The sequence below is a fragment of the Sulfuriferula thiophila genome, from assembly GCF_003864975.1.
In the GTDB taxonomy this organism is placed as follows: Bacteria; Pseudomonadota; Gammaproteobacteria; order Burkholderiales; family Sulfuriferulaceae; genus Sulfuriferula; species Sulfuriferula thiophila.
This window is the reverse complement of record NZ_BHGL01000033.1, coordinates 82,625-96,135: the sequence shown is the minus strand read 5'-3', so window position 1 is coordinate 96,135 and position 13,511 is coordinate 82,625. Positions and strand designations below refer to the sequence as shown.

General features: G+C 53.6%; 9 protein-coding genes. 5 read left to right on the top strand and 4 right to left on the bottom strand.

Going from position 1 to position 13,511, the window contains the following annotated elements; all coding sequences use genetic code 11:
- Positions 1 to 13: 13 nt before the first annotated feature.
- The 4 genes from EJE49_RS10255 to EJE49_RS10240 form a co-directional block, all read right to left on the bottom strand.
- On the bottom strand, positions 14 to 1,033 hold the full coding sequence (locus tag EJE49_RS10255) for a sensor domain-containing diguanylate cyclase (protein ID WP_189941833.1): 1,020 nt from the start codon (positions 1,031 to 1,033) through the stop codon (positions 14 to 16).
- The gene (locus EJE49_RS10250; RefSeq protein WP_124950476.1) at positions 1,005 to 2,192 is read right to left on the bottom strand and encodes an S-methyl thiohydantoin desulfurase domain-containing protein; all 1,188 of its coding nucleotides are present in this window, start codon (positions 2,190 to 2,192) and stop codon (positions 1,005 to 1,007) included. Before EJE49_RS10250 ends, EJE49_RS10255 begins: the two co-directional genes overlap by 29 nt.
- A gap of 132 nt (positions 2,193 to 2,324) precedes the next feature.
- On the bottom strand, positions 2,325 to 2,789 hold the full coding sequence (locus EJE49_RS10245) for a cyanophycin metabolism-associated DUF1854 family protein (RefSeq protein WP_124950474.1): 465 nt from the start codon (positions 2,787 to 2,789) through the stop codon (positions 2,325 to 2,327).
- Positions 2,770 to 5,043 carry a cyanophycin metabolism-associated ABC transporter gene (locus EJE49_RS10240; RefSeq protein WP_223246915.1) on the bottom strand — a complete coding sequence of 758 codons (2,274 nt, stop codon included), beginning with the start codon at positions 5,041 to 5,043 and terminating at the stop codon, positions 2,770 to 2,772. The genes EJE49_RS10245 and EJE49_RS10240 overlap by 20 nt, the downstream gene beginning before the upstream one ends.
- 138 nt (positions 5,044 to 5,181) lie before the next feature.
- Between EJE49_RS10240 and EJE49_RS10235 the strand changes: the two genes are divergently transcribed.
- The 5 genes from EJE49_RS10235 to EJE49_RS10215 all read left to right on the top strand — a co-directional run bounded on the left by EJE49_RS10235 (position 5,182) and on the right by EJE49_RS10215 (position 13,447).
- Entirely contained in the window at positions 5,182 to 7,335 is a 2,154-nt protein-coding gene (locus EJE49_RS10235; RefSeq protein ID WP_124950472.1) for a cyanophycin synthetase, read from the top strand.
- A 19-nt stretch (positions 7,336 to 7,354) separates the two neighbouring features.
- A complete protein-coding gene (cphA, locus tag EJE49_RS10230; RefSeq protein ID WP_124950470.1) occupies positions 7,355 to 9,925 on the top strand; it encodes a cyanophycin synthetase in 2,571 nt (856 codons plus the stop codon).
- Between the two features lie 357 nt (positions 9,926 to 10,282).
- Positions 10,283 to 10,690 (top strand): SAM-dependent methyltransferase, encoded by a 408-nt coding sequence (locus EJE49_RS10225; RefSeq protein WP_124950468.1) that lies wholly within the window; start codon positions 10,283 to 10,285, stop codon positions 10,688 to 10,690.
- 1 nt (position 10,691) lies between these two features.
- Complete coding sequence (locus tag EJE49_RS10220) at positions 10,692 to 11,981, top strand: ParA family protein (RefSeq protein ID WP_189941831.1); 1,290 nt, start codon at positions 10,692 to 10,694, stop codon at positions 11,979 to 11,981.
- 2 nt (positions 11,982 to 11,983) lie between these two features.
- Complete coding sequence (locus EJE49_RS10215) at positions 11,984 to 13,447, top strand: hypothetical protein (RefSeq protein ID WP_124950464.1); 1,464 nt, start codon at positions 11,984 to 11,986, stop codon at positions 13,445 to 13,447.
- Positions 13,448 to 13,511 lie beyond the last annotated feature (64 nt).

Below are 13,511 nucleotides of genomic sequence, written 5' to 3'. Positions count from 1 at the left end.
CCGCCAATCAGCATCATGATTGCACACAGCGCACACAATTTCTGCCGGCATCTTTTGCCTGATAAAGCGCTTTGTCTGCATTGATCAACAAATGTTTGAACGACGTAGAAGAGGCAGATAGCGTCGCGATACCAATACTGATTGTGCAATTCAGACTGGTTGCATCATTAATTGCGATTTGCAATCCCGCCACGGCCTGACACAAGCGCTCTGCCAGATTGCTGGCAATCACACCATCAGTCTGGGGCAGGATAATGGCAAATTCTTCGCCACCGATACGACCGACAATATCAATATTGCTGCGTACGTATTGCACACACGCTTCCGCAATGGCGCAGATCACCAGATCGCCTGTCATGTGACCCCAGGTGTCGTTTACCAGCTTAAACAGATCAATATCGACTATCAGCAGTGACAGCGGATCACCAAAACGGAGCGCGCGCTGAACTTCACTGGCACCCACTTCCATCAGCTTGCGCCGGTTGGCAACACCGGTAAGCGGATCGCTCGTCGCCAGCGATTGCAGCGTGGCATTCAAGCTCTCCAGCATTGCATTCTGTTCGATAAGCTTGCGGTTGACTTGCGCCAGCTCATCCTCCTTGCATTTTCTGTCATCGATATTAAATGTCACACCAATAAACCGTCGCCCCTCGTTGACGCCATCCCGGTCCATGATTTTGCCATAATTCGCATACCACACCCATGCGCCGGATTTGGCGCGTATCCTGAATTCGCAGCGATACTGCTTAGTAACACCGGTCAAGTGCTCACTGATGGCGGTTTTTAACATCGGGATATCATCGGGGTGGATAATGCTGAACAAATCATCGACGTACCAGGAAGTCTCCTCTGCACTGTAACCGAGTTCGGTAAAGATTTTAGTCACCTTGCAGGGAACATCTCCAGTGACCAGATCGTTTTCCCACAAATCCAGCCCGGCAGCCTCAAGGGCAAGCTCCAGCCGCTCTTTGTAGATATCCTGTTCATCCATGTATGTGTCTATCTCAACCAGGGTAAGGCATCGAGCCGGCATAACCGATTTTGCGCAACAACCCGGCAAACGAGGCCACAACGCCATTAGCTTTGCAGAGCTGAGTAGCAGCGTCGACTTTGATGATACTCACGCGATTGCCGGTACTTTTACCCGAACTCGCATCGAAATATACCGCCAGATCATCCGTCGCATTGGAAAAACCCAAGCCTGTACTTTCGGAGTAATAGCAAATTGAATCCGGTGCGATTATGTCCGGCGCACTGCTCAGACTCGAGTACATAATCAGGTTTTCATTCAGGTTGTAGATGTAATGTGTTTCAGTGCTGTCAGCCTGATCAAGTGTGTTATCCAGACGAATGACACCCGCATCCAGCGAAGCGCTGGTGGTCGACTGCGTCACGGCAGTGATGTAAAAATTGGTAATGACAGGCGTCGTCCCGCGCCCTGTCAGCGCATTGATCTGCGCAGCCACATCGGCCGTCGAAGCAGGCGTTGCCGCGAGCAGCAGATATTGCCCCAGTGCCCACGCCTGCCCCAAGGTACCGGCAATGTAACTTCCTGTCAGCGCATAACCATTGCTCGCATCAGAGGGCCATAGCGCGATGCCGGAAAAGCTGCCAAAAGCAGATACAATGCCTCCTGCCAGCGTTTCAACCTGCGCAGCTGTCGACGCACTCAGCGCGGCAGACTGGATGGCGACTGATGCTTGAGCATCGTTAGCCAATGCACACGGGCTGGCAGCTAGAACAGCGCTGCCGCTATAAGTAGTCTGCGGCAGTTCCGGCACAGCGCGCCCGGCACCGTCACCGTTAACCACCCATTGAATTGCATTACTGGACAAGGCTGCTGCGATGAGCGGCACTATAGAATTGATCGGCCCTATTTCAACCGGAATGACACAACCCGGCGCAGCACCGGTTGTAGCCTGAAAAAGATTGAGGGTATTGGTGATGGCATATTCGATATCAGTCAGCGTGAGACTGTCGGCAGCATCCGGCGAACCCATTAATGCCAGCACACAACAATTAGTCACGCCGTCGTAATCCCGCACCTGTACCGAGCCGCTCCAGCCGGTGCTGGCTAACTCGTTGAGCACACTGACAGCATCCTGATAGCTGCCACCTCCGCCGCTGGCAAGAATGGCGGCCCCTGCAGCAATATATTGGAAATCAGCGAGACTGTATTGGCAAACTGTCATGTTATTTTCTTTCGCAATACACTTACAAAAGCCTCATTTCTGAGTTGATCGTGCTCAGTCTAACATCACTTCTTGCGGATAACCATATAGCTACCAGGGCTTGCAGCATTTGACTTCTGTCGCATCTTTACGCTACAGGAACCGGTCCAGCCGCCTGCGGCTGGCTTTATCCAACTGCTGGATGTCTTCTATCAAAAACTGTACGCCATTACTATCGGCAATCAGCAGTCGCGAGATGGATAAACGGCGAATATCCTCCTCGCCTTTCAGGGTAAATTCGGTATCACCCCGGTCAGTGCTGACTTGCCACACGCTGGGCGTGGCATAGCTGGAAACATGACGGATACTGCGAATCTCCGGCATGAATTCACGACTGGCCAGCGCCGTATCCACCATGACACGCGATGCGGCGTCCAGTTCATTGAGGTGAGACACCCACACCAGCTCATGGCCGCGCATATTCACCAGACTCACCCCTGCTTCCGGCGCACTCATGGGAAACGCACGCACCGGTGTGACTTGTTCATGCACTACGCCATCGGCATCGGTATAGCACAACTGCCCGTAGGCATTGCGGCTAAGCTGTAACGCTATCATCTTCACCCTCACTATCCACTTGCCGTGCCTGCGCTTCGTACAGCTGCGTGTAAGCACCGTTACGCGCCAGCAATTCCTCATGCTTGCCGACCTCGATGATCTTGCCGCGATCCAGCACCACCAGCCGGTCGGCATGGCGCAAGGTGCTCAAGCGGTGCGCCACGGCTATCGTGGTACGCCCGCGCACCAGATTTTCCAGCGCTCCCTGAATTTCACGTTCGGTTTCGGTATCCACCGAAGACGTCGCCTCATCCAGAATCAGGATGCGCGGGTTAATCAGTAGCGCCCGCGCAATGGAAATACGCTGGCGCTCGCCACCGGATAAGGCCTGGCCGCGCTCTCCCACCAGCGAATCATAGCCCTGCGGCAAGCGCAGAATAAAGTCATGCGCATGCGCTGCACGTGCTGCCGCCACGATTTCTTCACGGCTGGCATCGGGTTTACCGTAAGCGATATTTTCGGCAATGGTGCCGAAAAACAGGAACGGCTCCTGCAACACCAGTCCGATATTGCGCCGGTATTCCGAGACCGGTAACGCGCGAATATCGACGCCATCGATCAAAATAGCGCCCTCAGTCACGTCGTAAAAACGGCAGATCAGATTTACCAGCGTGCTCTTGCCGGAACCACTATGCCCGACCAGACCGATCATCTCCCCTGGCGCAATGGTCAGATCCATACCGCGGATAACGCCGCGATTGCCGTAACGGAAGCCGATCTGGTGCAGGGTGATTTCACCGCGTACCGCAGGCAGATGCTGCGGCTGCACAGGTTCCGGCACACTGGAAACATGATCAAGAATATCAAAGATCCGCTTGGCGCCGGCGGCCGCTTTTTGCGTCACCGAAACAATTCGGCTCATGGAATCCAGACGCGCATAAAACCGGCTGATATAGGCCAGAAATGCAGTGAGCACACCGACAGTAATCTGATCATGCGCCACTTGCCAGATACCGAACGCCCACACTATCAGCAACCCGACTTCCGTCAGCAGCGTGACCGTCGGGGTAAACAGCGACCACACCGCGTTGACCTTGTCATTGATCGCCAGATTACGCTCATTGGCATCGCGAAAACGTGCGATCTCACGCTGCTCCTGAGCAAACGCCTTGACCACGCGAATACCGGGGATGGTATCAGTCAGAACATTACTGATCTCTGCCCAGATGCGATCGGCTTTTTCAAAACCGAAACGCAGCTTGTCGCGCACCACATGGATCATCCACACGATGAACGGCAACGGCACCAGTGTGACCAGCGCCAGCCATGGATTGATGGAGATCAGTATCGCCGCCGTCATCACGATCACCAGAACGTCGGTGGCAAATTCAAGCAGATGCAGCGACAAGAAGATGGAAATACGATCGGTCTCGCTACCGACCCGCGCAATCAGATCACCGGTACGCTTGCCGCCATAAAATGCCAGTGACAGCTTGTGCATGTGCTCATAGGTGGTCAGCCGCAAATCCATGCAGATGCGCTCACTGACGCGCGCTAACAGATAGGTGCGCCCCCAGCCCAGCCCCCATGCAAACAGCGCCGAAGCCAGCAACCCAGACAGATACAATGCGACCAGCCCCTGATCAATCGGCTTGCCGTTCTGATAAGGAATCAGAATATTGTCCATTAACGGCATGGTCAGATACGGCGGTACCAGCGTGGCTGCAGTAGCCCCCAGCGTCAACAGAAAACCAAGCAGCAGCAAGCCATTATACGGTTGCGCGAAACGCCACAAGCGCAGCAACGCCCAGGTTGACGGTGCGGATTGCGTGGCTTGCTCGCACAGCGGACACTCTTCTTCGCCTTCAGGCAAAGGTGCGTGGCATTTCACGCACACCGCCAGATGATGCTGCACCGCCTCCTGCCCGCTCATGGTCGCTGCCATTTGCACATCAAATTGTGCAATCAGGCGCTGGGCGGCATTATTATGCGCCAAGGTATAATGCCAGCTCACCACACGACCATGGTCATCATCCAGATCCAGACTCCCGACACCCGCATGGTCACGACGATGTAGAATCATGCCAACACGGTAATCCCAGCTCTGCCAGTCCGATTCGGCATGCGATTTGGCTAACAGACGCTGATTGGTCACGACCAGAATACCCGCCACAAAGTGCAGATTCGCATCCAGGTCCAGCGGCATGCTTGCCAGCACGTGTTCACCAGGCAGGAGTTGAGGCGTTAACGTATCCCGCCAGATTTCGGGGAGGTCAACGGGAATGGCAATAAGAGGATTCGAATTATGGGGCACTTAGAATAATTTGCAGACACAAGTAAACGTAAATTCTACTTGTGCGTTATATAACAGTACAGCACTTTGCTTTCATTTTGCTGAAAGCAATCTGTAATCCTATTACAATATCAATAGAATCACACTACTGAGCCGCCAATGAATAACACAAAACGCGACATGAAGTTTCTCCGCATCATGTCATTGCAGGGCCCTAATATCTGGACCTACCGTCCAGTCCTGGAAGTCTGGGTAGATATAGGCGAACTGGAAGAGTCGCCCTCCAATACTATTCCCGGCTTCACCGACAGACTGATTGCCTGGCTACCCAGCCTGATCGAGCATCGTTGCAGCATCGGTGAACGCGGTGGTTTTATTCAGCGCTTGCGCGATGGCACCTGGCCGGCGCACATTCTCGAACACGTCACGCTGGAACTGCAAAATCTCGCCGGCATGCCTGGCGGCTTTGGCAAAGCACGGGAAATGGACACCCGCGGCGTCTATAAAGTGGTAGTACGAGCCTGGCACGAAGATGTCACCCTCGCCAGCCTGCACCATGCCCGCACACTGATCCTGGCGGCAATGGATGATCGTCCGTTTGACGTAGCCGCCGCCATCGAAGACCTGAGCGACCTGGCGGAATCCAGACTACTGGGCCCCAGCACCCGCAGCATCGTCGATGCCGCAGATGACCGCGATATCCCCTCTATCCGTCTGAATGCGGGCAATCTGGTACAACTGGGCTACGGTGCAGCACAACGCCGCATCTGGACAGCAGAGACCGAACACACCAGCGCCATCGCCGAAACCATCTCCCGCGACAAATCGCTCACCAAACAATTGCTCAAGGATTGCGGCATTCCTATCCCTGAAGGCTATGATGTGGAAAGCCCTGCCGCCGCGTGGGAAGCTGCCGAAGACATCGGCGTGCCGGTCGTGGTCAAACCATGCAGCGGCAATCATGGCCGTGCCGTATTCACCAACCTGACCACGCGTGAAGAAGTTGAAGCTGCCTATCAGGTAGCCCTGGAAGAAGAAAGCGGCGTAATCGTTGAACGCTTTGTGCCGGGCCAGGAGCATCGCCTGCTGGTCATCGGCGGCAAGCTGGTCGCCGCTGCCCGTGGCGAGATCGCCAGCGTAGTCGGCGACGGTCGCTCTACCATCGAACATCTGGTCACTGTGCAGCTCAATGCCGATCCACGCCGCGGCAATACCGAGGATCACCCGCTCAACCCTATCCGCATTGACTCTGCCGCCACCCTGGAACTGGCTCGCCAAGGTTACACCGCCGAATCCGTTCCCGCTGCCGGCACCCACATTGTCATCCAGCGCATCGGCAACGTGGCATTTGACGTAACCGACATTGTTCACCCCAGCACTGCCGCCATGGTCGCTTTGGCCGCCAAGATCGTCGGGCTGGATATCGCCGGTATTGATCTGGTGGTCGAAGACATTTCCCGCCCGGTGCTCGAACAGCGCGGCGCCATTGTTGAAGTCAATGCCGGCCCCGGCCTGCTCATGCACCTCAAGCCGGCTGAAGGTCAGCCGCGCCCGGTCGGGCAAGCCATCGTCGAACACCTGTTCCCGGCAGATGCTAGCGGCCGCATCCCTATTGTTGCCGTATCGGGCAGTACCGACACCACGGCCATCGCCAGACTGATTGCCCATCTGGTATGCCTGAACAACCAGCGCGTCGGCCTCGCCTGCCGCAATGGCATGTTCGTCAACCGGCGTCAGGTGGAAACCGGTAATCGCGCCAATTGGGCCGCCGCGCACAAACTCCTGCTCAACCCTACCGTGGAAACCGCCGTCATCGAAACCAGCGGCCGCGAGCTGTTAAGTGAAGGCCTAGCATTCGACCGTTGCCAGATTGCTGTGCTCAGCGGTATAGACGCCAACGAAGACCTCGCCGAATATGCGATATCCACGGATGAAAAGCGCTATAACGTCTACCGTACCTTGGTCGACGTCGTGTTACCTAATGGCGCAGCCGTGCTCAATGCCGCCGACCCGCAACTGGTCGCAATGCATGATTTGTGCGATGGCGAAGTGCTGTATTTTGCCACCGACGCCAGCCTCCCCGTCATTGCCGAGCACCGCGCCAAACAAGGCCGTGCCGTCATCGTTGACAACGAGGAAATCATACTTGCACATGGCGCAAGCACCACACAGCTCATTTCCCTCGCGCAATTGCCGCCGATGGCCATGGCTACGCATCAGTTACTGGCCGGCATTGCTGCCGCCTGGGCACTGGGTCTGGACTTCGATTTGATTCGTGCCGGCTTGCAGGCTTTTACTGATAACCAAAGCTAGATAAAAACAGGATCAACCCATGGAAGTCTCACGCATTCGCGCCCTACGTGGCCCTAACCTCTGGAGCCGGCACACGGCAATCGAGGCAATCGTACGTTGCGTCACGCTGGAATCGGACCTTGCCCGTCTGCCTGAATTTGAAACCCGGCTACGCGCACGTTTCCCGGAAATTGGCGCACTGCAACCCATAGGTAGCGACGCCCATATCCCCATGGCACACGCACTGGAACTGGTCGCGCTGGAATTGCAGGCACACGCAGGTTGCCCGGTCACATTCAGCCGTACCACGCAAACCGTAGAGCCTGGCGTATATCAGGTCGTGATCGAATACAGTGAAGAAGCCGTCGGCCGCGCAGCGCTGGATTACGCCCTTGCACTCTGCCTCGCCGCTGCCAATGACACCCCGTTCGATGCCCAGCATGCTCTCAATGAATTACGCAATCTCGATGAAGACATCCGTCTGGGTCCTAGCACCGGCTCTATCGTCGAAGCCGCCATCAAACGCGGCATCCCTTACCGGCGTCTGACTGCCGGCAGCATGGTGCAATTCGGCTGGGGCAGCAAACAGCGCCGTATCCTTGCCGCCGAAACCGACACCACCAGCGCAGTCGCTGAAGCCATCGCTCAGGATAAAGACCTGACCAAAAAACTGCTCAATGCCGCCGGCGTACCGGTACCGTTCGGCCGCCCGGTCACCAATGCGGAAGATGCGTGGACAGCCGCACGTGAAATCGGCTGCGCAGTCGCGGTCAAGCCGCAGTTTGGCAATCAGGGCAAGGGTGTTGCGGTCAACCTGGAAACCCGCGAACAAGTCATTGCGGCTTACCACGCTGCTGCCAAAATCAGCACGCCGGTGATCGTCGAACGCTACATCACCGGCCATGATTTCCGCTTGCTGGTTGTGGGCAAAACGCTTGTTGCCGCCGCACGCCGCGACCCGCCGCACGTATTTGGCGACGGCGAGCACAGCATTCGCCAACTGGTGGACATCGTTAACAGCGACAGTCGTCGCGGTGACGGGCATGCCACTGCATTGAGCAAAATCCGCCTCGACGAAATTGCGCTCGCGACCCTGAGCACGCAAGGTTATACCGCCGACAGCATCCCCGAAATTGGCGCGCGCGTTACCCTGCGCAACAACGCCAACCTGAGTACCGGTGGCTCTGCCACCGACGTCACCGACGATGTGCACCCGGAACTGGCAGCCCGTGCGATTGATGCTGCACAAATGATAGGGCTGGATATTTGCGGCGTGGATGTGCTGTGCAACAGCGTACACCAACCGCTGGAAGAACAAGGCGGCGGCATAGTCGAAGTCAACGCCGCCCCCGGCCTGCGCATGCACCTGGCGCCATCATTCGGCAAACCGCGCGATGTCGGTGCTGCGGTGATCAACATGATGTTCGCTGACGGTGAAGACGGACGCATTCCCGTGGTGGCAGTAGCCGGTACCAATGGCAAAACCACCACCGTACGCCTCACCGCACACCTGCTCACCCACAGCGGCCTGCGCGTCGGCATGACCAATTCGGATGGCGTCTATATCGAAAAACAGCGCATCGACACCGGTGACTGCAGCGGCCCGAAAAGCGCGCGCAATGTATTATTCCACCCCGAAGTCGATGCAGCCGTACTGGAAACCGCTCGCGGCGGCGTATTACGCGAAGGCCTCGCCTTCGACCGCTGCAATGTGGCTATCGTCACCAATATCGGCATCGGCGATCATCTGGGCCTGAATTTCATCAACACCACCGAAGAACTGGCCGTAGTCAAACGCGTCATCGTCGAGAACCTCGCCCCGGGCGGCGTCGCTGTGCTCAATGCTGCCGACCCGGTTGTAGTCAAAATGGCCAGCGCCTGCCCGGGCAACGTTACCTTTTTCGCGCAGGACCGGCAAAACCCGGTTATCTCCACCCACTGCGCACGCGGCCTGCGCGTCCTGTTTACCGACGATCAGCACATCGTCGCCCGCGAAGGTGAATTTGAACAACGCATCGCATTGGCAGACATCCCGCTCACTCGCAATGGCAGCATCGGCTTTCAGATCGAAAATGCCATGGGTGCCATCGGCGCAGCATGGGGCCTGGGGCTAGACTGGAACATCATCCGCCTGGGTTTAAACGACTTTATCAATGACGCGCAGACTGCGCCGGGACGCTTCAACGTATTTGATTATCGCGGTGCCACACTGATCGCCGATTACGGTCACAACCCCGATGCCATCCTGGCACTGGTAGCCGCCATCGACCAGATTCCCGCGCAACGCCGCCACGTCGTCATCAGCGGCGCCGGCGACCGTCGCGACGAAGACATCCGCCAGCAAACCGAAATCCTCGGTGCCGCCTTCGACAATGTCATCCTCTATCAGGATCAATGCCAGCGTGGACGAGCTGACGGCGAAGTACTGGCGTTATTGCGCCAGGGCCTCACCAATGCCAGCCGCGCCCAGCAGGTTAGCGAAATCAATGGCGAATTCAATGCCATTGACCATGCACTGTCACAAGTGCAGCCGGGGGATGTATGCCTGATACTGATCGATCAGGTGGAAGAAGCGTTGGCACACATTGCCGGGCGCATCAACGAAAAATAAAAAATCCCGCTCTTCAGCATAAGCCATTAAATCTATATTTTCACCCCATACTACCCCGTAACGGTCAAGCGTTACGGGGTAGTATGGTTTTAAGAAGACCTCATCAGACAACCAGCCTACATATCTCAGATGTGCTATAAGGAGATATTCAAGGATCGAAGATTTTCAGGAATGAATTTGTAAGTTCAGGTACGATTTTCGAATGAGTAACACCTTACTTTATAGAGGGTAAAGCTGTTAACATTAGCTTGTACATTGAAATGCAAATTACCGCCAATGCTCAAGGCTTGGAAAATCTGTACGCTGGGCCAGAGGCCAAATTCAAGAAAGCACCGGCAAAGATAAGGATAAGTTCTAATGCCAGATTATTATGATGCTGCGCAACGTCATTGGGATGATGCGAACCAGCTGTTTTCTCAAGATCGATTACCGAATGCAGACCAGCTGTTTGGTTTGTCAGCTGAATGTGCGTTAAAGGCTATTATGCTTCCTCTTGGTATGTTAATGACAAATGGCAAGCCAATGGACCGGAGACATGGGCATGTAAATGTGCTTTGGGATGAGTTTATTACCTTCGCGAACGGTAAAGGTCAGGCGCGCTATGCAGCAGCCTTGGGTACTACAAATCCTTTTATTAATTGGAATGTTAAGGACAGGTATGAAAATACTACCGTTGTGGATGCTCAAGTTGTTACTGATCATAGAAATGCAGCAGAACTAGCATATGGATGTCTAGCTCAAGCGATTGTGGATGGAGTGGTGTGAGATGAGGCAATCAGAAAACATTCTATTTGGTGATGCATTAGATCTTGCACTCGTGGTCGTGCGTGAATTTGGTACGTCATTGGCTGACGAATTTACTTTGGTTCGTGATTTACGCGGACGAATTCGGGTTGTATTGAAGTCCAAGCCGGAAAATGTAGATAATCTTAAAATGTTTGAGGCGAAGATCTCAACAAGTCTGGGGGTATATGGATTTGGCTCTGGCCGTTCAGTCGTGTTTGCTGATGAATTGAGTGAAAGAGATACTATCTTCGATGATCGGCGATTGTTGCCTAGTCTAAATGGTTTAAACATTTATTTGCTTGATCGCCAAATAATTGGTCAAGACTGGATGCGTAATGCTCTGAATCGCACCACAACCAACCCACGCGTGACTTTTTACGGAATTAAGGGAGGCGTTGGGCGCTCCACCGCACTAGTAAATTGGGCTTGGCATCTCGCCGAGCAAGGTAAGAAAGTTTTGGTATTTGATCTTGATCTCGAATCACCTGGCGCAAGCAGTTCTTTACTACCGACCTCCCATTTACCAGATTTCGGCATCGTCGACTGGTTTGTTGAGGATGGAGTCGGCCAAGCTGATGTTATTGAGGGAGAAATTCTGGGTAAAAGCCCATTAGATCAAGGGTTAGCAGGCGAGATCTATGTTATTTCTGCTTATGGCAGTAAAACAGGTGAATATCTGCCAAAGCTCTCTCGCTGCTACGCCGAATTCAGTGGCAATGCACCCATTTCATGGGCGGAGCGTCTGCAAAGACTAGTCGAACGCATGGAAAGTTTGGTGAACCCCGATGTGGTCATTCTAGATAGTCGCGCGGGTTTACATGATATTGCTGCCGTATTAGCGACACGTATGGATGCGGATACACTTTTGTTTGCCATCAATACTCCTCAAACATGGGACGGTTATTCGCTGCTTTTCAAACATTGGCACAATCACCCTCGTGTGCGGGCATTTCGGTCTCGCTTGCAAATCATTGCAAGCATGGTGCCAGAGACAAACAGGGATGACTATCTGAAGAGCTTCCGGGAGCATGCTTGGGATTTATTCAGGGATCACCTTTATGATTCTGCTGGCCCTGACGATAGCGATGCATTCTCTTTTGACCTTGACGATGAAACTGCACCACACGCACCTGTGCCGATTTTCTGGCATAGAGCGCTGCAAGAATTTAACCCAAATGTAGGCGGCATAGATACTAAAACGGCAGCGGAAGCTCTAGGTATATTCTTTGAACAAGCGGATCGTCTATTAGCATCTGCAGGACAAGACTAAACATGAATAGTGAATATAAATTCCCACAAACTCTTCGTGCAGGGATTGTTGCCGCATTACCTGAGGAAACTTCTCAACATGGTGAAACGCCGCAAGCAGGGCATGTCTATTTACCCAGCACGCATGCCAAGGCGCTACACCCAAACAATACACTGATTCAAGGTATGCGAGGATCGGGTAAGAGCTTTTGGTTTCAGTCGCTCCAGAACCGTGATTTACGGGCTTTGTTGGGAGTGCAGGTTGGGTTGGATGCAGACACACGTGTATCAGTTGGCTTTTCCCCTGCATCGGGTGGTAATGAGTATCCAAGCAAAGATACGTTAATTTCTTTGATTACAGCAGGATATGAGCCTCGTCGTATTTGGCAAGCGGTGGTTTTTCGGCAGGTTATTGGTGATCAGGCCCCAGATGAATTCCGGGGTATAACCAGTTGGAAGGATCGTATTGACTGGGTTGTAAATCACCCTGAATCCGCTGATCAGCTTTGGTACAAAGCTGATATGCAGTTAGACGAACAGAAACAGTTCCACATCGTGCTGTTTGATGCACTTGATCGTACCGCCGATGATTGGCTAACAATGAATAAGCTCATAAAAGGATTGTTGCAAGTGGTGTTAGATACGCGCTCATTTCGACGTATTCGCCTTAAAGTTTTTGCGCGTCCTGATCAATTGGACGACCCATCTGTTGCTGCTTTTCCAGATGCATCAAAGGTCATGAATCAGAAGGTTAATCTCGATTGGCCGCGTCGTGAGCTATACGGACTGCTTTGGCAATACTTAGCGAATAATGTTGAATTTGGTGAACCCTTTAGAGAAGGGGCTCGTATGGTATCGCCGACTATTCAATGGGAGCAGATAGGAAATATTTGGAGAGTACCTGAAGTTATTAGAAGCGATGAAGAACTCCAGAAAAAATTATTCCACGCGATCTCAGGTCCATGGATGGGTAAAGATAAACGGCGAGGCTTTCCTTACTCATGGCTACCAAGTCATCTTGGCGATGCTAGCGGTGAAGTTAGCCCGCGTAGTTTTCTTGCTGCACTCAGGTTTGCGGCTGAGGATAAAGTTCGAAATGAACAGGAGTACGTTCTTCATTACGAGAGTATTAAGCGCGGAGTTCAAGAAGCATCAGCAATTAGGGTACGTGAGCTCCAAGAGGATTACCCCTGGATAAGCAAGCTATTTGAACCGCTAAGAGGTATTTCAGTGCCTTGTCCATTTGAAGATATTCGATCCGAATGGCTGAAGAATAATATCGTGACATCGCTTCGAAATGGCATTCAGGATGCATCTGTCCGACTTCCTCCTGTGCATATAGACAATGGAGAAGATGGCATCTTGATCGATTTGCTTGCACTGGGGCTTGTCGAGCAATTAAAGGATAAGCGAATCAATTTGCCTGATGTGTACCGGGTTGGATATGGCATGGGACGTCGAGGCGGCGTTAAACCCCTGAAAGGTTAAGTAAGGTATCTGGACTTCACGGCTTTCACAGGTCTTCTGAATATCTGTTTTGTCTCGACAACAG